This window comes from Collimonas sp., assembly GCF_044339385.1.
GTDB lineage: Bacteria > Pseudomonadota > Gammaproteobacteria > Burkholderiales > Burkholderiaceae_D > Collimonas.
This window is the reverse complement of record NZ_JBIIVN010000006.1, coordinates 1-20,545: the sequence shown is the minus strand read 5'-3', so window position 1 is coordinate 20,545 and position 20,545 is coordinate 1. Positions and strand designations below refer to the sequence as shown.

Sequence of the window (20,545 nt, the reverse complement as noted above, 5' to 3'; positions counted from 1 at the left end):
CCTCATTCCATTTCCAGTTCGCCCAGCAAGGCATCAATCGCGCTGGCGGCGTCTGTTCCACCGTTCGCGCCGCGCTCTGCAAGCGTCTGGTCGATCACGGCCGCACAGCGTTCCAGCGTGCGTTCGTCGAACAGCGTGCGCAGCGGCAGCATCAGGCCCCAGTGCAGATTGACCTGGGCGTTGGCCTGGATCGCCAGCAGCGAGTGGCCGCCGCGCATAAAGAAATCGTCGTCGCGATCAACAGCATCCAGGCGCAGCACGCGCTGCCAGATGGCGGCAAGCGTGTGCTCGGTATCGGTGCGCAAGGCAACTGCGATCTTTTTCTGGCGTACAGGAACAGGTAAGGCATTGCGATCGCACTTCCCGTTGGGTGTCACGGGCAGCGCGTCCATTTCGATGATCTGCGCCGGCACCATATAAGCAGGCAACTGAGCACGCAGTATCTCCAACAGCATTTCCTGATCAAGCGCCGTTTCCGGTGCGCGCGCCACGTAAGCCACCAATTGTTCTTCGCGTACGATCACGACAGCGTCGCGCACACCGGGCGCGATCCGCAGCAAGGCTTCGATTTCACCTAGTTCAATGCGCTGGCCGCGCAACTTCACCTGGGTGTCGATGCGACCAAGGTAATCGAGCGCGCCATCGGTTCGGCGTCGCGCCAGGTCGCCAGTGCGGTACAGGCGTGCGCCCGGCACGAACGGATCGGGCACAAAGCGTTCGGCCGTCAACGCAGGCCGACCAAGGTAGCCGCGGGCAAGGCCAACACCGCCCAGATACAGTTCGCCCACTCCGCCTTGCGGCGTCGGCTGCAGCGCGATATCCAGCGCATGCAACTGGAGGTTGGCGATGGGATGGCCGATCGGTACCGAAACCGCGCGTCCGTCGGCTGCCGTGCAGGTCCAATGCGAAACGTCGATGGCAGCCTCGGTCGGACCGTACAAATTGACTAGTTGCGCATTCGGCAACAACCTAGCAACCCGCGCCACCAGTTCCGGCGCCAATGCTTCGCCGCTGGCGACTATCCGTTCGATGCTGGCGCAACGTGCTGCGGCCTCGAAGTCGTCCAGATAAGCCACAAAGGCTGCCAACATCGAAGGCACGAAATGCAAAGTTGTCACTTTATGTGTGTCGATCGCCAAGACCAGCCGGGCCGGATCGCGATGATCGCCCGGCGCTGCAATCGCCAGTTTGGCACCGACTGCAAGCGGCCAGACGAATTCCCAGACCGATACGTCAAAGCCGAACGGCGTCTTGTGCAGCACCACGTCATCGCGTTGCAACTGGTAGACGGACTGCATCCACGCAATCCGGTTGGCCAGCGCGCGGTGCGTATTGCCGGCGCCCTTCGGCTTGCCGGTAGAACCGGATGTATAGATCAGATACGCCAGCTGCTCTGCCGCGACATCAATTGGCTGAACCAGTTTTTTCCCGCCTTGCATCAACTCATCCACCGTCAGGATGCGCGTGCCTGGACGCTCTACCGCAGCATGAACGCGCGGGCGCAGGTGCGCTTGCGTGATCACTACTGCGGGTTGTGCGTCGTTGAGCATGTAAGCGATGCGCTCGGCAGGATAATCCGGATCCACGGGCAGATAGGCTGCGCCGGACTTGAGCACGGCCATCAGCGCCACCACCATATCGAACGAACGCTCAACGCACAGCGCAACGGCCGTGTCGGGCTGTACACCAGCTGCCACGAGTGCGGCAGCGACGCGATTTGCACGTTCATCAAGCTCGCGGTAAGTCATCTTCTGCACGTACCGGCCGTCGACGAATTCCAGCGCTATCGCCTCAGGCGTCTCGCGGACGGCGCATTCGAATTGCCGATGCAACGCCAACTGCTGCCGATCAGGCCACTCCTGCGCTGTGGCGTTATGTTGTTCCAGGGCGACAAGGTCACCTGCAGCGATCACGGACAGCACACCAAGCGCTGCCTCCGGCCGCGCGAGGATACCGGCGACGGCAGCGGCAAATGCCTGATGCAACTCGACGACGCGAGCCTGGTCGATGCGCGCCGCATCGTAGCCGTAGTCAATCGTCAGGGTCGCTCCTGCCTCTATCACCAGCGTCAAGGCAAAATCGGTGGCTTCAATATTGCGCAGGTCGCGCATCCTGAGCGCGCGCTCGTCACGTCCTTGCCAGGCTTCATCGACCGGATAGTTCACTAACACCAGCAACGTATCGAACAGTGCACCACCGTGCCCCGCCCATTGCTGGATTTCATACAGCGGCGTATGCGCGTGTTCGGCGGCAGCGGCATTGTCGCTTTGCAGCTGATGCAGCCACGTCGCGGCCGAAACTCCAGGCGCAGGAGTCGTTATGACGGGCAAGGTATTGATGAACAGACCCAGTACGGTATCGGCATCCGGCAACGCATCGGGGCGGCCTGCTACCGTAGCGCCGAACGCTACCGTTGCCTGGTTCGTCATGCGTTGCAGCGCCAGCGCCCAAGCGCCTTGTACCAGGGTGTTGAGCGTCACTTTCAGACGACGCGCGGTGTCGTTCATGCGCTGCGTCACATCGGCTGAAAATTGTGCGCGCCAAACACGATTTCCTGCTTGAGTGTCGCTTGCGAAATCTGGACCGGCTATCGTGGCAACGCATGTCGGTTGTTCAAGATGCGCAAGACGTTGCAGCCAGAAAGCGCGCTCGGCGCCAATATCGCGCGCGCCGAGCCACGCGATGAAGTCGCGGTAGCATGTTTTCGGCGCAGCGGCAAACAGCTGGGGACGTTGTGGCTCGATATAGTCGCGCAGAACCTCGGCAAAGAATCGTGCCGTACTCCAACCATCGAGCAACAGATGATGCCGGGCCCAGACCAGACGCCATTCGTCTTCCGTGAAGCGAATCAGCGCCACGCGCATCAGCGGTGGTACAGCTAGGTCGAAACTGCGTACCCGATCGGCGGTGAGCCATGCATTGAATGCGGTTTCAACTACCTCTTGCTGCCCGCGCCAATCGAGGATTTCAACCGGCATTCTTGCCTGACGATGGACAATCTGCACCGGTATCGCTTCGTCCGGCGTAAATCCGGTTCGCAATATGTCATGCCGCGCCACCGTTGCTTCAAAAGCGGCACGCAGGCGCGCCACATCCGGCGCAATCAACGTGGCGACCAATTGATTGACATAGGTGGCCTGCTCAGGCGCAAGCAATGACTGGAACAGGATGCCCTGCTGCATCGGCGACAAAGGATATGCATCTTCGATCGTACGCAGGTCCAACGGCAAACGTTCCAACGCAGCTTGTGTGAAGCCCGCAACGCGCGCCAGCGGATAGTCGGCGAGTGTGGCGCAAGCTCCGCTCCGCGCCAGGCGCGCGGCACAGGCTGCCGTCATGTCGGCAAGCGTTGTTTCAAAGCGCTGAGCCAAGGCTTCGATCGTCGCACGTTCGAATTGTGTCTTGCCGTAAACCCAGTGCACCTTCAAGGTGCGCGGACCGTCCGCATCGATATAGGCATGTATAGCCAGCGCATTGCCGAGCGGGCCGGCAGGATCGCGCTCTTGCCCGGCACCGCCGAAGTTGGGCACCAGTGCCGCATCGCGCGGCGCGTCGAACTGTCCCAAATAGTTAAATGTCACATGCGGACGCGGTACTTCGGCAAGCGCAGCGCGCGTCAATGCGTCGCCATAATGGCTCAATACGCCGAAACCGAGCCCCTTGTTCGGCACTGCACGCAACGCATCTTTGGCCGCACAGAGTGTTGCGACGCCTGTATCTCCGACCGTGAAGGAAACCGGGTAGTGGCTCGTCAGCCAGCCAGGCGTACGGCTGACATCGAGATCGTCAAACAGCGCTTCGCGGCCGTGTCCTTCCAGTTCAAGGCGGCACGATGCGGTTCCGGCGTGTGCGCCGATGGCTTGCGCCAGCGCAGCAATCAGCACGTCAATCATTTGCGTACGATATGCCGCATTCGCCTCGGTCAGCGCGGCGCGTGTCAGTTCCGCATCCAGTGCTTGCATCACCACTTCTGCATCGGCGTTGGTTGCCGACGCGTGCGGGTGATCCAGCGGCAAATCATCGTGCTGCGTTGCCAGCGATGCCCAATACGGCAACTCAGCCAGGAACGGTGAACCCGCATCGACAGCTGCGCCGGCAAGCCGCGCGGCCCATTCCTGCACACTGCTTCCCGTCGTCTGAAAACGCATGCTGCGGCGTTCACGCGCAGCCCGATATGCCGCATCAAGATCTTCCAGCAGCACGCGCCAGGAAACGCCGTCGACGATTACGTGATGAATCGCCAGGTAGACCAGTGTCCGGCCGTCGGGCAAGGTTGCGGCAAAGGCGCAGGCCAGCGGGCCGTGCTCCAGCTTGAGCATGCTCTGCAGCACATTAAATTGTGTCAGTGCGTCGCCCTCATCAAGTACTGCGGCGACCGCCAATGGCAAAGTATCGAAGGCCTGCGCCGCCCTGCTGATACGCCATGATCCGGCGTCATCCTTGGCAAAGCGTTGCTTGAATATCTCGTGATGCGAGAGCAATCCCTCAAATGCGCGGGCGAAAGCGTCAAGATCAAACGGCTCGTGCAGATCGAACCTGACCGATTGGTTCCAGTGGCCGCGCCGCGGAATGTCTAACGAGAAAAACCGCAGTTGAGCTGGCGTCAATATCAATTTCTCAACGCCATTCGGTTTTCCGGATTCACTTGGCTTCGTTTGCTGCGCCGTTGCGGCGCTTTCAGTCACCGTGGCCACCTGCCCCAGTTGTCGAATTGTCGGGCCATCGAACAACTGCTTCGGCGTGAAACGCACACCGCGCTTGCGTGACCTGGCGATCACCTGCAGCACCAGGATCGAATCGCCACCCAGTTCGAAGAAATTGTCTTCACGCCCGATCGTTCCGGCTTTCAACACTTCTTTCCAGACCGCCGCCAGGGTTTCTTCGACGGCCCCGCTTGGCGCATCGCCTGCTGCTTCGGCAGGCGCGGGCGAGACCGCCAATGTCCTTAATGCCTGGCGATCAACCTTGCCATTAGGCGTCACCGGCAGGACATCCAGCAAGATCAACTGCGCCGGCACCATGTAGTCCGGCAAACGCGCCGCCAATGCTGCGCGCACCGACGCAACGTCGAGTTTTGCGCCTACGAGCGGCGTGACAAATGCAGCCAGGCGCAAGCGTCCTTCTTGCTCGACCGCCACCGTTTCCGCCTGGGCCACGCTTTGCAGCCCGTGCAACGCTGCACTGACCTCGCCAGGCTCGACCCGATAGCCGCGGATTTTTACTTGGTCGTCAATGCGCCCCAGGAAATCCAGCCGCTGATCGGCACGCAGCCGCACACGATCGCCAGTGCGGTACAGACGTTCGCCCGGCGCGAAGGGATGCGGCACGAATCGTTCGGCGGTCATCGCCGCTTGCCCAAGATAGCCGCGCGCAACGCCAGGGCCGCCGAGATACAGTTCGCCGACCGCGCCGCTCGGTATGCTGGCGCCGTGTGCGTCAAACACATAAGCATGGGCATTCGGCAACGGGCTACCGAGCGGTACGCTCCGCGTCGATGACGACATTTCTGCACGCAGGCCGGCCTGTGCTAGCGCCGACGTGTCGCACGCCAAGGCGCCAACCGTTGCTTCCGTCGGGCCATAATGATTGATCACGCGGCAGCCCGGCTTGAGCGCCTCAATGCGTGCAACCAGCGCCCAAGGCAATGCTTCGCCGCCCAGCACGATGGCGTGCGGCGGCAACACGTCAGCCGGCCGTTGCGCATCGAGCAGTGCGTGCAGATGGCTTGGGACGATTTTCAACACACCGACCTTGCGTGTGCGCATTTCATGGGCAAAACGGTCCGGATCGAATGCGCATTCGGCCGGCAACAAGTGCAGCGTGCGTCCGGAGCACAATGCGCCGAATAAAGTCGTATGACCCAGATCAGCGCCTACCGTGGAAACCATCGCCATCGACGCTTCGGCGGAGAAGGACAGTTCATCCAGCATTCCCTGCACATAATCTGCCAGCGCCCGATGGGAAACCGTCACGCCCTTGGGGCTGCCGCTTGAACCGGAGGTATAGACCAGATAAGCCGCCTGTTCCGGCATCGGCGGCAACCGTTTGGCGGCACCGCTCATCGCGCACGGCGTTTGCGCCAACTCATCCAGTCCAAGCGCTTGTGCGCCACCGATGTGAGAGACATCATCAGCTCGGCGTGCAACTAATACCCGCTGCGACTGACAGGCATTGATCGCGCTGGCCAGGCGCTCTGCCGGCAGCGCTGGATCGAGCGGCACAGCGTACGATCCGGATTTGAGCACGGCGAGCAAGGCCACGACAAAATGCACGGAGCGCTCGATGCTGATGGCGATTGGCCGCTCTGCCGCTGCTCCGTGTTGCTGTAACGCCAATGCGACGCGATCCGAAGCGTCGTCCAGTTCGGCGAACGTCAGTTGTGTATCGGCGTCCGCCAATGCAATCCGGTGCGGCGTTTCACCGACATGCCGCGCAAACTGCACCAGCACGCTATCGAATGCCGGCGGCAACGCGCGGCCATGCCGTGCGGCGTTGACATCAACACTCTCTGCACAATCCAAATCGACAATTTTCCGAGTCGGATCGCTTACCGCATCGGTGACCAGCGCAGCGTAACTGTGCAGCCAAGCCTGCGCCGTGCCTGCATCAATGCCATCCAGCGCATAGGCAGCAATCAGTTCGATGCCGCGCGGATCGTCGGTAAAATCCAGGGCCAGATCGAAACGCGCCGCAAGGTCCAGGCCCGGCGACATGCGAACCGTAGCGCCTGGCAGATCGGCAGTTAATGCCAGATCGAATTGTTGTGCGAATTTGACCCTGAGCCATTCGTCGCCGCGCCGCACCGGCGGTTTCACGGCATCGACGACCTGATCAAACGGCACATCTTGGCATGAAAACGCATCCAACGCGGTTGCCCGTACCGCATCCAACAGCGCCGAAAACGGCTGTTTCGGCGTCACGTGCGCGCGCAATGCCAAGGTATTCAAGAACAGGCCGAGCAACGGCATCGTTTCTGCATACTGTCGATGCGCTGCCGGCACGGCGACCACAATGTCGGCGGTTCCGGTCAAGCGATACAACCAGGCGTCGAATGCCGCCAGCAACACCGCAAATGGCGACGTGCGTGCGCGCCGAGCGAGTTCGCGCACCGCACCTGAAATTTCCTCTGACAGACGCAACACGACGCGGCCGCCGCGATAATCGCGTTCGGCGCTGCGCGGACGGTCAAGTGGCAGCGCCAGCGGCGGCGGTGCGTCGCGCAATGCGTTACGCCAATAGCCGAGCTGACGCTCGCCCTCGCCTGCTGCCAGCGTGTCGCGCTGCCACTGGGCGTAATCGGCATATTGAATCGGCAATGCGGGCAAGGCGACCTCATCGCCGCTGACAAACGCCGTATAGGCTGCAGTCAACTCCTGGAATGCGCAACGCGAACTCCAGCCGTCGCTGACGGCATGATGGGTGGTCAGCATCAGGCGCTGCGCGGCATCGCCAAGCGTCACCAGTGTTGCTCGCACCAGCGGACCATTGGACAAATCGAAGCCTGCCGCCACGTGGGTTTCCGCTATATCGGCCAGTTTTTGCATGCGCTCGGCTACGTCGTTTGAACTTAAATCGACATGAACGATGGGCACAGGAAGACGCGCATGAATCCGCTGCATCACGATGCCATCATCATTTTCGACCAGCGTAGTGCGCCAGGCCTGATGCCTTTCCATCATGTGATCGAGCGCACGCTGCAGCACATCAAGTTGCAGAACACCGCTCACATCCCAATCCACGGCGATATGATAGGCAGCTCCGGCGTCGCGGGTCTGCGCCAGTACCCAGAAACGCTGCTGCGCGTAGGAGACAGGATAGTCGACATAAGAAGCGCCGCCGTTGCTCAGCAAGCCGCGTTGCGCCGGAATGCGATACGCCTGCGTTTCGATATCGCTGCGCTCGATAAGCAACGCCAGCTCAGCAAACGAAGGATTATCGAACAGCGCATCCAGCCGCAGGTTGACGCGCCATTCGACCCGGATTGCTACCTGCATCTGCATCGCCGCGAGCGAATCGCCGCCACGTGCAAAGAAGCGGTCTTCGCGACCGATAGGTGCTGGATCGTTAAGCAGCCTTTGCCACAATTCCGCCAGGTTGCGCTCGACGGCTGTTTCCGGCGCGATGTGATCTTCACCAATCGCAAGCGGTTGCGCGGCCACGGCAGCGCGCAACGAGGCCTTGTCCAGTTTACCGTTGAGTGTGTAAGCCAGATGCTCAAGACGCACAAAACGGTGCGGCAGCCAGGCCGGCGGCAGGTGTTGCGCCAGGTATTCTTTCAGTTGCTGATCGTCCAGCGCCGCACTCAGTGCCACGCACGCGATCAGTTGCGTGCGTCCGCTCACCGGTTCCGCCAGCACAGCCGCGTCGGCGATGTCCGGATGCGCCAGCAGGCAGGCGGCGATCTCGCCGGGCTCCACCCGCACGCCGCGGACCTGCACCTGGTCATCGATACGACCTAGATAGTCAAAGGAGCCGTCCGGGCGCTCTCGCGCCAGGTCGCCGGTGCAATAGATACGGCTACCTGGCGCGCCGCTCGGATCCGGCAGGAAACGTTCTGCGGTGAGCGCTGGCCGGCCGTGGTAGCCGCGCGCCAGACATAGCCCGCCAAGCAACAGCTCGCCTTCTGCCCCAGCCGCAACCTCATCTATCCTGGCGACCCGCGGCCCGATCGGCCGGCCGATCGGTAACGATGTATACCCGTTGCCTTGCTCAAGGATCGGCAGGTCGGCAGGATCGACCGGCCAAAGCATTGGCGAAATGATCGCTTCAGTAGGCCCGTAACCATTCACCAGGCGAATTGCCGGAAACACGCGGCGAATTTCTTCAAAAGTATCCTGCGACATCGCCTCGCCACCGAACAGCAGCACGCGCAACGCCGATGGCACGCCGGAACGTTCGCACGCCAGGGCAAATTCACGCAGATATGCCGGTGGCAGCGTCGTATTGGTGACACCCTCCCGTTCCATGACCTGGCGCGCAGTTTCGGGCGGGAACGGCGGCGGATCGCTGATCACGACGCTGGCGCCAATTGACAACGGCGCCAGCCAGGCCTCGATCGACACATCGAAATTCACCGATGCGAAATGCAGCAATCGATCGCTGGGGTCGATAGGCAGCGAAGCATTCAACGCATCGCAGTGCACGGCAAGCGGTCCATGCTCAACCACTACCGCCTTCGGCGTGCCGGTAGAACCGGATGTATAAATCATGTAAGCCGCACTGTGTGGATGTACCGGTGCATCGCCCTCGTCCAGGTACAAATCGCTACCGGCATCCAACTCTTCATTGCCAACCACAAAACAGCGCGAGAATCGCGCCCGCATGGCGGCATCGGCTGTCGCGTCAACGATGCCATGGGCAAGCCCGGCGTCCTGGACTATCCAGTCAAGGCGCGCGGCCGGATGGCGAGGATCCAGCGCGACGAACACGCCGCCTGCATTCAATACAGCTAGCAATGCCACAAATAAGTCGCAAGAACGCTCGACACACACGCCGACCCGCACCTCGGTCGATACACCAGATGCCCGCAATCTAGCCGCAAGCCGCGCAGCGCGCCGATCCAAATCGTCGCGCGACATCCGCACGGCGTGCGGCGAGAACGACGCCAACGCCGGCGCATCGGGGTCAAGACGTGCCTGCGCACGGATTTGGTGGTGCAATGCGATCGGAAAGCGCGTCATAGGCATAAAATCCTTTTGTGTAATGCTTTGTCAACGATGAAGCCGCAGCGGCGGGTTATGCCGGACCGCGCATCAAGCGCCCTCAGTGGCTAAGCGCCACGACAAGTCCGGCCGCAAGTAAGGCCTCTTTGCTGGATTGACGAACCAGGCGTCGGAATCTTTAGTCAATTCCGTCAGAAAGTTGTTTTTTCCTCTTTTTCTTCCCAATGGCGGCAATGAACTAAAAACGGCCTAAAGATTTGGGGCAGTCATTCGTCATCAGTGATAAGAGCCGTAGTCCGCTCAACCGCGTCCTTTTTTACAACCCCAAACGATTGACTGCCGATGACCGCTGCCAACCAGCCTTACGCTTCCCCGCCCGCCCCCTCTAATTCCGCCCCGGCCAAGCCGGCCATGCGCCTTATCCTGGCGCTGCTGAAACGCTCGCGCGGCGCACTCGCCATTGCCTTGACTGCCTGTGTACTGAACGGTATTGCCAGCGTGCTGCTGGTGGCGACCCTGAATCGCGCACTCTCCGGGTCAGCGGCTGCTGACGGCGAGCTGGCCCTGCGTTTCGGCCTCTGCGCAGCGATAGCGCTGGTCACCCGCGTCATTACCGGCGTGCTGTTCGCACGACTTTCGCAAGACACCATGGCGCAACTGCGCGAGCATGTCGCCAAGCGCGTCGCCGCGGCCGAGTTGCGCGATGTCGAAAGAATTGGCGCCGCCCCCGTGCAATCGGTGCTGACCGACGACGCCACCAATGTCTCGATGCTGTTTTTCGCCTTGCCCAACATCGTGATGCACGGTTCGATCGTATTCGGTTGCCTGAGCTATCTGGCCTGGCTGTCATGGCCGGTCTGCCTGCTCGCGCTGACGGCCATCGTGGTTGGCTCGATCGGATATCACACCGGCGACAAGCGCGCGATTGCCTCGCTGGAAGCGGCCGGCCAGTCGCAAGACAAGCTGTTCCGCTATCTCGGCGCATTGTTCACCGGCGCCAAGGAACTCAAGCTGCACCAGGCGCGCGCGCGCCAGTTCCTGGACGGCCAGCTTGGCGCCGCCATCGGCGAGGTGCGCGATCATCGCCGGCGCGCCTTCAGTGCCTATGCGGTCGGCGTCGGCTGGATCGTCTTCCTGTTTTATGTCTTCCTCGGCGCCGCAGCATTCTGGCCGACGCTAGGTGTACACGCCGATCCGGCGGCTGCCTCTGGCTATATTGTTGTTTTCTTGTTCATGCTACTGCCGCTCGATGGACTGCTCAATAACGTGCCAACCCTGAATGCGGCTCGGGTATCGCTGGACCGGATCGAAAAAGTGATGGAAGAGTTCGGCAACCTGCGTACCCTGGCTGTACCGAGCGAAAGTGCATCGCATGCACCGTTCAAGACACTGACCTTGCGCGATGTCACCCACTCGTATTTCCACGAACGCGACGAACGGATGTTCAGCGTCGGACCGATCAACCTGACCTTCAAGCCGGGCGAACTGGTATTCCTGGTCGGCGGCAACGGCAGCGGCAAGACCACGTTGGCTAAAGTGCTTACCGGACTCTACGAACCGGAAGACGGCGTGATCGAAGTGGATGGCCAGCCCATCGGCTCTGCCGAGCGCGCCGCTTACCGCGAGCGCTTCACCGCAGTGTTCAATGACTTTCACCTGTTCGATGCACTGCTTGGCATCATCGATCCTAACGATCCGTCACGCGCACAAGCCGACGCACGGGCCAATGCACTGGTCGCCAAGCTGGCGCTGGATCACAAGGCGCAGGTAGTCAACGGTGCATTCTCGACCCGGGCTCTCTCCACTGGTCAACGCAAACGCCTGGCTTTAGTGGTGGCCTACCTGGAGGATCGGCCGTTCTACCTGTTCGACGAATGGGCGGCCGATCAGGATCCCGCATTCAAGGCGGTGTTCTATGAACAATTGCTGCCGGAATTGTGCGCGCGCGGCAAGACGGTCCTGGTGATCACCCACGACGACCGCTATTTCCCGCTCGCCGATCGCGTGCTGAAACTGGACAATGGCAGCATCATCAGCGAAACGCATGGCGCGCAGCTTGCACCGGCGCCATTATTCGCTGCTGCAGCCAACGGCACCGAAGGCTGAACATGAAACCGGCCAGGAACCGCACCCAGAAGTGGGTTGCGGTTCCTGCTTCGGACAATGCAAGCGAAATATTGGGATGGCAGCTATTTAGAAAATAGCAGCGCTGCCATCAACGTTTTAGCGGCAGCGGCAATGCCAGCAATTTGTCGGTCATCGTATCGGCCAGGCGCAATGCTGACATCGGCCCGCCAAACACCCAGAGATTGCGCTCGACCAACGCCACCCGGTCAGCCCGTCGTGCAGGGACAAAAGGCCAGATTGGCGAATCGAGCTTGGTGGCGAGCGGCACTTCAGGTCCGGTGGCGCTGACAAAAAATATGGCTAGATCGGGCTTCTTGAGCAGATCCTCCGATGTCACATATGTGGTTCCCTCGCGCGTCGGCTCGGCATAGCCAAGCCGCAAGCCCAACGCATTCGCCACACCGCCCACCATGCTGTTGCCAGTGAAAGCCCAGTAACGATCGGTCAACCCCAGTTCCTGCAGCCATGCGACCTGCTCTCCGCTGCGGCCTGCCTGAGCAATCCGCTGCGCATTGCGCGCCAGTCCGGCGTCGACTCTGGCTTCGACCTGTCGCGCCAGTTCTTCACGCCCGGTAAGGCAAGCGATAGTCTGGAATATTTTGCGGGTCCAGTCGAACTGGGTCAGCGATACGCCGCTCTTTTCCAGATCGGGACTGTACTGGAACAGCACGGTTGGCGCGATTCGGTCCAGCGCCGCGAATATCGATGCATGCCGCAGTCCGACCCCGAGAATCAGGTCCGGCTGCAGCGCTGCAATCGCTTCGAAGCTAGGTTCCTGGCGTGTACCGACATCCGGCACGCGCGCCAGGCGCTGTTTGTCATAGTCAAACCATCCGGCATAACTGGCGGCGTCGGCCATGCCGGCCGGCGTCATGCCCAGTGCAGCCAGGTCTTCGCCGAACATGAATTCGAGCACGACAATGCGCTGCGGCCGTTTCGGCATCGTTGGATGAAATTGCGACACGGTGGGGTTGCTGGCCAGAGGACCGCAAGAGGCAACGCCAACAGTACGGCTGGAGGTATCCGCAGCGCGTGCGGCGTGTGCAACATAACAGGACAGCGCGGCACATGCCATGATCGTCGCCACGCGAAACCGCCGCACGCCGGTCCTCATCGTAACGAGTCCTGCTGCGCCAACTCGTCGTCGGGCATCGTCAGCAGTAATGGACAGCTTCCACACAAATGTATCTCTCCTGGAATCTGATTGCGCATGCAGCATACGCGGCGCGCGCGAAACGGGTTGGGCAATAGCGTCGTACGAGGCTGGACATGACGCACCGGCATGCGTAAAGGATTGGATTCGCCGTCGACAGTTGTCGACTGGAACAGGCGCGCCATATCGTCTGCGGCGCCCGGCAATGTCGCACATTGGCCGGCCAGATAATCTAGCAGGTTGCCGGCATTGCTCCAGAATACTCGTGGCGCAATCCGCGTCATGCCTGCCAGCATCTCGATCACTGCCTGCAGATGTCCAACCAGCGACGAGTAGCAACGTGAACAGTCCGCTTCGACTGGCTGCAGCGCGTCGTCGGCGAAGTGGGGCGCAACCGGCATTCCGCCGCGCAGCACTAGCCGGGTGCGCGCCGGCGCCATATCGAGTGGACGGCGCAACAATATCGCAGCGACGCCGGCTGGCGCCGCCAGCCAGAAATAGTATTTGCTCCATTGCGACAGGAGTGCGGGCGCATGGATATTTGCGTCGCCACCATACTGCAGCGCCATGGCGTCCAGCAGATCAGCCCGATGTGCACCAAGCTGCGTCAGCGGAATACAAAGTGTGTCTTCCGCATTGTCGCCGGCCACCGATGCGCCCTGATTTTCGGCAGGGCCGCCAAGCCAGACATGTTCAAGATGAGGCGCCATCGATTCCGGCGCCACCGCCGCCATGCAATGCGCGGGTGATTGCATATGCAATCCGGCCGGTAGCTGCATGTCCATTACCGCCCCCCTCTTTTCTCCCGCTGAACCTGCATGATCAGCAACGCCAGCAGATAAGGCGCGCCGATCATGGCGGTCAGCACGCCGGCTGGGATCTCGCGCGGCGCCAGCAGCGTGCGAGCGGCGACATCGGCTAACGCCAACAGCAAGGCGCCGCAGGCAGCGGCCAACCACAAGCGTGTACGATGGCTGCGAGCGCCGAGCATTGCAGCCAGATGCGGCGCCATCAAGCCGATAAAGCTGACCGGCCCCACCGCCGCCACCGCTGCACACGCGGCAAGCGTGGCAACCGTCAACACCAGCGGCCTTAAGACGGCGATCGGCAAGCCCAGACTTGCGGCTTGTTCGTCGCCGAGTGCAAGCAGGTCGAGCGGCTTCGCCAGCAATGCCAGCACTGGCAATGCCAACAGACACCAAGGCAGCAGTGTAATCACTTCCCCCCAGCTGCGACCATAGGTGCCGCCAACCAGCCACACCACGAATCGCGCCGGCTGTACGCTCTGCTGCGTGATCAGGCACTGCGACAAGGTAGTCCACAGGGTGCCGAGAACCAGCCCGGTCAATGCCACGGCCAGCGGCGCGTAACGATGGCGGCGATTCAGCAGCAGGGTCAGCATCAGGGTAGCGCCGCCGCCGACCAACGCGGCGACAGCAAGTGTCGAATGGGCAGCGAAGGGCCAGAAAATGAGGGCGATGAATGTTGCCAATCCCGCGCCTTGCGTCACGCCCAGCACTTCTGGCCCGGCCAGCGGATTGCGCACGATGCTCTGCATCAGCACCCCACTGGCGGCCAGCAAGCCCCCAGCCAGCAGTGCACACAGCAAGCGCGGCACACGCAGGTCAAGCAGCATCCGCGTTACCTCGTCGCGACCATCCAAGGCCGCAAGCCAGCTAACCGGATCAATCATCCTCGCCCCCAGCGAAGCGCCGACGAACGGCAGTGCGGCACTGGTCAACAGCAAACCGCCAGCGATCATCGGCCATGGCAGCGCGGCCAGCGCCAACATCCAGCGCGTTCGCGCTGCCGACGCCGGCGGCTCCTGTTCCTTGCCCATGGCGCCAGCCCATGCTGCACCGCTGCGGATCATTGCCAGCATCAGCGGCGTGCCAACTAACGCAATCGCTACCCCGGTCGACAATGTGGCGTCCAAGTCCAGCGCCAGCACGGCGCTATCGGTCACCAGCACCAGCGCGCCGCCCACCAATGCCGACAACGGCACCAACGCCGCCAGCTTCGAGGATTTTGCGCCGCGTATCTGGCGCAGCAAATTCGGTGCGATCAAACCTACATACGACAATGGCCCGGCAATGCTCACCGCAACGCTCGCAAAACCGACCGCGACCACCATCGCTACGCTGCGCGCGGCGTCGATTCGCACTCCGGCAGCGGTAGCGGCATCATCGCCGAGAACCAGCGGATTGAGCGGGCGGATCACGAATGGCAACGCCAGCAACGGCAGCAACAGCCAACCCATGGCGGTCTTCAGCCCGCTCGCCCCTGGCTGGTAAAGACTACCGCTGGCCCAAAGCGCAGCGCCGGCTATGCTTTGTTCGAAAAACGCCAGCACCAGCGTACTAATCGCCGAAAACAGCAACATGCACACGCTGCCGGCCAGCACCAGACGTAACGGCGTCGCGCGCCATCCCGCCGCTGCCACCACGCATAGCGCAGCAGCCAGGCCGCAACCAAACAACAACGGCACCGACGCCACCCCGGCCAGTGCCGGCACAATCATGGCGGCAAGCAGGCCCAGTTGGGCGCCGCCGGTGATGCCGAGCAGATCGGGCGAGGCCAGCGGGTTGCGTGTGATAGCCTGGAACAGCGTCCCCGCTACCGCGAGACAAGCGCCGGCGACCAGCGCCGCCGCTACCCGCGGCATACTCAAGTCGAACAACAAGATACGGCTCAGCGTGGCGGCGTCGCCGCCCTGCGCGGACGCCGCCAGCCAGAATTGCACGCCGGGAGCAAGACGAATTGCCGCTGTAACGATGATCAACACGATCAGCGCCGCCGCAATGACAGCCACCCTGCTCTTCATCGGCGCCTGCCGGCTGCTGAGCAGCGCCCCAGGACCAGGCGGGCGCGACGAGCGGAATACCGCCGATGCACTCATGCCGCGAGGTCCTTGCCGGCCCGGGCCGGATCGATCGCTCCCTGATAGGCAGGCACACACATCGGCGCGCCCGTCTGCGGGTGGGCAATCTTCAGCATCGGCACATCGAAGGTCTGGTTCAGATAATGCGGCTCAAGCATCGCATCGGGCGAGCCATGCGCAACAATGCGGCCGGCGCGCATCAGCACCATCTCGTCGCTGAAGGCGGCGGCCTGGTTCAGGTCATGCAGTACCCATACGATCGTCAGCCCGCGCTCCTGGTTCAGGCGACGCAGTTCGTACAGGATATCGAGTTGATGATGGATATCGAGATAGGTGGTTGGCTCATCAAGCAGCACGATGAGCGCCTGCTGGGCCAGCGCCATGGCAATCCACACGCGCTGCCGTTCACCGCCCGACAAAGCAGCCACGTCACGCCCGGCATAATCGGCCAGTCCGCTGGCGTCCAGTGCTTCGTCGACCGCCACCTGGTCGGTACGCGTCAATCCACGTAGCCATCCACCATATGCGTAGCGTCCATAGGCGACCAGCTCGCGCACGGTCAATCCTGCGGGAATTTGATTGAATTGCGCCAGCATCGTCAGCGCCCGTGCAAGGTCGCGCCGCCGGTACGAGCCCAGCGCGGCGCCATTCACCTCCACTTGGCCACTACGAAACGGCTGTAACCCGGCAAGTGTGCGCAGCAAGGTGCTTTTGCCGCAACCATTGGGACCGCACAAGGCGGTGATTCGTCCGGCCTTGATACTCAGGTCCAGCTGGTCAAGCACCACTTGTTCACGATAAGCGACCGTCAACGAGCGCGCCAACAGGGCCGCTCCCACCGCTTTCATCATGGCGCCATCAGCCGCTGACCGGCGTTCGGTTCACTATAGCTTTGCGCCATTGCCACCACCACCTTGCGCGGCCCTTCGAACGGATCGCGGGCATGCGCCGTCAGCATGTTATCCAGCATCAGCACGTCGCCGTCGACCCAGGGGAAAACGATGCGCTGGCGGTCCAGCACACCACGAATTTCAGCCAGCGCCGAGGCCTCGATTGGTTCGCCGTCGCCATAAAAGACATTGCGCGGCACATTCTCAAAACCGACTGCATCGACCAGCGTCTCCTGCATATCCTCATCCAGCGCAGAGAGATGAAACAGATTGAGCTGATTGAACCAGACCATGTCGCCGGTGCGCGGATGGCTTGCGACTGCCTGGCAGCGTTCGCGCGTACGCAACAACAACTCGCCGTCCTCGCCGTCACGCCATAAGCAGTCAATGCCGCGCGCGGCGCAATAACGCTCAACCACACGCGGATCGCTTGAGCCGAAGGTCTGCTCCCACGGTAAATCAAGGCCCTGCCCAAAGTTGCGCACGTAGAGCAGTTCGCGTTTGGTAAAGCGCGCAATCAGCGCCAGATCAAGCGCCTGATAAATCGCGCGGCTGTTGGCGATCGGCGTGGCGCCGCCGGAACGTGCGGCAAGCACGCACTGGAACCAGATGCGCAACGGCCATTCTCGCGTATACGATTGTTCGTTATGCAGCGGAATCGAGCGATGCGGCGGATATTCGGTCGAGGTGTATACAGCGCCCTCCACCTGGCTGCGCGGAGTCGATGCGAATTCGTAACCGATCAGCGGGTGGCCGAAGGATGCGGCAAAGCGTTGGAACGCTTCCACCGGCGCCGCGCGAAAGCCGGTAAACAGGATGCCACCGGCCTTTTCCAGGGTGTCGTCAGCAAGCATCCGCAATAGCGGCGCCGCCTCTTCCAATGAAATATCCACTCCGGCTTTCGGCGCGACGATAGTCGGCAAGCCCGGCTCGATCCGCAGATCATCAAGCGTGAGCTGCGGTACGGAAAGTGTAGTCATACGAAATCCTCTTGCAGAAACAGTGCAACCGGGGCCGGATCCCGACCTCGGGCACGGCAAATTACGATACTTGCGCCTTCGGCGCAGCAGCACCATCCATGTGACGACGCAAGCTGGCCGGCCGCATGTCGGTCCAGACCGATTCGATGTGCGCCAGGCAGACTGCCTTCGGGCCGCTTACTCCTACCTCGCGCCAACCGGCCGGCACGGCGCGAAACGTCGGCCAGATCGAATACTGCTCTTCGTCGTTGATCACGACGGTGTAAACATCGCCGTCCGCTTCTTTGGCAATGGCGTCAGGAATATTCTGTGCTTGTGTCATGGTTGGAGCTCGCTCGAAATGCGTTCAAAAAAACGGTGGCGGATAGGATTTACTGCACCCAAACGCCACCTCTACTTTAAGTAGACGATTGGCGCGCGCATTTTTTTAGCATCGCGCGAGTTATTGCTGTGAAATGCAGGAATGGCGGCGCCGCGGTCGCAAGCCTCCAGGCAGTTGCTGCAGTGCCGTTGCGCATCCCGCACCATGAAATGCACGAGCGTCTGCGAGACGTTGAGGGCACGTGCGGTGCTCTGCAGCGTTTCGTCGCGCAGCCGTACCATTTCGAATGCATTGCGGCTACGCGCCGGCAACTGAGCCAATGCAGCGAATACGTGGCGCAACGTATCGCGCACCTCCAGCGCGGCCTCCGGTGACGGTTCTTGCGAAGGCATATTCAGGCCGCTGCCTTCATCGGCGCGGTAGATATTTTCAAGATTCTGGCGACGGCAGGCGTCGATGGACGCATTGCGCACCATTCGCATCACGTAGGCGGCTGGCTGGCGCACGACATCCTGATCAGGAAGATCGGCAAGCTTGATGAACACATCGTGGACTACGTCTTCGGCACGGCTGGTGCAGCCGACGAAGCTGCGCGCCACATTGACGAACAGCGGGCGATTCGCGATAAGGGCATCAAGCAAGGGGGCGGCAGAAATCGATGCATCGGAACTCACGTTCAACATTGGCATCGCTGCCGATGGTTTCGTCCGCTCATGCATTTGCGCCATATTCACTCCGCTTGGATAAGATGACGTCCTAGCGTAACACAAATACGAATCATTCTTAATACGATTTAGAATAACCTTATGAAATATAAGTACTCTGTCTACGATGAATTGGAATGCCGACTGATTCAGCGCATCGAACATGGACGCGCGCGAGCGCTGCATGCTCACCTAATGGCGGGCATGCAGCGTATCTCATGAAATGGAAAAGAATGGTGGGTCGCGCCGACGGAACCGTGCCGCCAAATCGACAGCATTGACGTGCGGGACCGAGGAGGTCATTCCCTCTTAGCTGATAGCCACTTAATGCAACTTCTGGCCGGCTACCAACACCCCATCGGCATCCGCATAAATCCAGTCGCCCGGCCGCACCGTGACGCCAGCTATTGACACGCTGACATCGCGCTCCCCTACCCCTTTACGGACGCTACGCTGCGGGTGCAAGGCCAGGGCTCGTACGCCGATATCGCAGACATTCAATTCTGCCGAATCGCGCACGCAACCATTGACGACAATCCCGGCCCAGCCGTTCTTCTGCGCCAACACACCGAGATTGCCGCCGACCAGCGCGCAGCGCAGGCTGCCGCCGCCGTCGACCACCAGCACCCGGCCCTCGCCGGCGGTTTCCAATGTGCTGCGCACGAGTACATTATCCTCGTGCACCTTGAGGGTTCGCGCCGGACCGGCAAACGCCTGGCGCTTGCCCAGCGAAATAAATACCGGCGGCAGCACCGCCAAAGCCGCCGTGCCCAGCTTGTCTTCGTTGGCGTCGCAAAGATCAGTGGTTGCAAAAGTCATGACATCCCCATCGTGTTAGAAATCCGGAATCGCATCACTCGGGATCCACTGAGAACGCCGGACCGCCGAATTTCTTGACACTATACATCCGCTTGTCAGCCACCTTCAACAAGGCTTCTAGATCCAGGCCGTCAGCCGGATACAGGGCGCCGACGATTGATGCGCCAACCTGGAAATACTCGCCGTTAGACATCAGGATCGGCTTGTTCAACACCGCATAGATTTTTTCGGAAATCGCCAATGCCGATTCCTCGTCAGCCACGCCTGGCAAATAGACGATGAATTCGTCGCCGCCGAAACGCGGCACTTCACCCTCCTTGCGCAAGACATTCTGCAAGCGCAAGCCGACCTCGATCAAGACCCGATCGCCTTCGTCATGGCCATATTCATCGTTGACCTGCTTGAATTTATCGAGATCGACGAACAACACGGCAAAGCGGAACAGATGCGGCTCGACATCGGTGCGGCGGCGGAATTCGATTTGCGCGATCAGGGAGTCGCGGTTGAGCAGGCTGGTCAGGCGATCGGTACGCAAATGACGCTCCATCTCCTGGAAGCTTTCCGCCAGCTCGCCAATCTCATCCTTGCGATCGATATTCAATTTTTCCAGCGGCCGGCCGCTGCCGATGCTGCGCACGGCCAGGGTCAGCTTGCGGATATCGGGCAAGGCCCAGCGCAAGATGGCATAGCCGAATAACAAGGCCAGCAGGATCACCAGCAAGCCCAGGTACAGGCTTTTGTAGACACCGGAATTGATCGCTCCCGAGAAGTCGGAACGCGGCAAGGCGACCACGGCAACCCAGTCCAACCCGGCGGCATCCCGATAGATTTGGGCCACCACCTCGATCTGTCCGAACTCGCTCGAAAAAGATCCACTGATAAGCGGCCGTGCCGAGGGTGTGCTGGATTTTGTGTAAACGGAATTTCGTTTAATTCGGCTTCATCCGTTCTTCAAACTGGATAGTGAAGCGGTTAAGTGCTCCCTTCCAGTCCCGCAATGGCATCGT

Annotated in this window: 11 protein-coding genes; 1 reads left to right on the top strand and 10 read right to left on the bottom strand. The window is 61.2% G+C overall.

Annotated features, from left to right (window positions below; all coding sequences use genetic code 11):
• Window positions 1-2 precede the first annotated feature (2 nt).
• Window positions 3-9,680 carry an amino acid adenylation domain-containing protein gene (locus ACIQ0R_RS01010; RefSeq protein WP_395822811.1) on the bottom strand — a complete coding sequence of 3,226 codons (9,678 nt, stop codon included), beginning with the start codon at window positions 9,678-9,680 and terminating at the stop codon, window positions 3-5.
• A 324-nt stretch (window positions 9,681-10,004) separates the two neighbouring features.
• Between ACIQ0R_RS01010 and ACIQ0R_RS01005 the strand changes: the two genes are divergently transcribed.
• Window positions 10,005-11,768, top strand: coding sequence for a cyclic peptide export ABC transporter (locus ACIQ0R_RS01005; protein ID WP_395822809.1), 1,764 nt, complete (start codon window positions 10,005-10,007; stop codon window positions 11,766-11,768).
• Window positions 11,769-11,877: 109 nt separating this feature from the next.
• Here ACIQ0R_RS01005 and ACIQ0R_RS01000 read toward each other — a convergent pair whose 3' ends face one another.
• The 9 genes from ACIQ0R_RS01000 to ACIQ0R_RS00960 form a co-directional block, all read right to left on the bottom strand.
• Window positions 11,878-12,903, bottom strand: a complete 1,026-nt coding sequence (locus tag ACIQ0R_RS01000) for an ABC transporter substrate-binding protein (RefSeq protein ID WP_395822807.1) — start codon at window positions 12,901-12,903, stop codon at window positions 11,878-11,880.
• Window positions 12,900-13,697 (bottom strand): siderophore-iron reductase FhuF, encoded by a 798-nt coding sequence (fhuF, locus tag ACIQ0R_RS00995; RefSeq protein ID WP_395822805.1) that lies wholly within the window; start codon window positions 13,695-13,697, stop codon window positions 12,900-12,902. The genes ACIQ0R_RS01000 and fhuF overlap by 4 nt, the downstream gene beginning before the upstream one ends.
• A 29-nt stretch (window positions 13,698-13,726) precedes the next feature.
• On the bottom strand, window positions 13,727-15,841 hold the full coding sequence (fhuB, locus tag ACIQ0R_RS00990) for a Fe(3+)-hydroxamate ABC transporter permease FhuB (protein ID WP_395822803.1): 2,115 nt from the start codon (window positions 15,839-15,841) through the stop codon (window positions 13,727-13,729).
• Window positions 15,838-16,674, bottom strand: a complete 837-nt coding sequence (locus ACIQ0R_RS00985; RefSeq protein WP_395822801.1) for an ABC transporter ATP-binding protein — start codon at window positions 16,672-16,674, stop codon at window positions 15,838-15,840. The genes fhuB and ACIQ0R_RS00985 overlap by 4 nt, the downstream gene beginning before the upstream one ends.
• Window positions 16,671-17,693, bottom strand: a complete 1,023-nt coding sequence (locus ACIQ0R_RS00980) for a TauD/TfdA family dioxygenase (RefSeq protein ID WP_395822799.1) — start codon at window positions 17,691-17,693, stop codon at window positions 16,671-16,673. Before ACIQ0R_RS00980 ends, ACIQ0R_RS00985 begins: the two co-directional genes overlap by 4 nt.
• A 61-nt stretch (window positions 17,694-17,754) precedes the next feature.
• The gene (locus ACIQ0R_RS00975; protein WP_395822797.1) at window positions 17,755-18,015 is read right to left on the bottom strand and encodes an MbtH family protein; all 261 of its coding nucleotides are present in this window, start codon (window positions 18,013-18,015) and stop codon (window positions 17,755-17,757) included.
• A 71-nt stretch (window positions 18,016-18,086) separates the two neighbouring features.
• Window positions 18,087-18,743, bottom strand: coding sequence for an RNA polymerase factor sigma-70 (locus ACIQ0R_RS00970; RefSeq protein ID WP_395822795.1), 657 nt, complete (start codon window positions 18,741-18,743; stop codon window positions 18,087-18,089).
• A gap of 300 nt (window positions 18,744-19,043) precedes the next feature.
• Window positions 19,044-19,538, bottom strand: a complete 495-nt coding sequence (rraA, locus tag ACIQ0R_RS00965) for a ribonuclease E activity regulator RraA (RefSeq protein WP_395822793.1) — start codon at window positions 19,536-19,538, stop codon at window positions 19,044-19,046.
• 34 nt (window positions 19,539-19,572) lie between these two features.
• Complete coding sequence (locus tag ACIQ0R_RS00960) at window positions 19,573-20,376, bottom strand: GGDEF domain-containing protein (protein ID WP_395822791.1); 804 nt, start codon at window positions 20,374-20,376, stop codon at window positions 19,573-19,575.
• Window positions 20,377-20,545 lie beyond the last annotated feature (169 nt).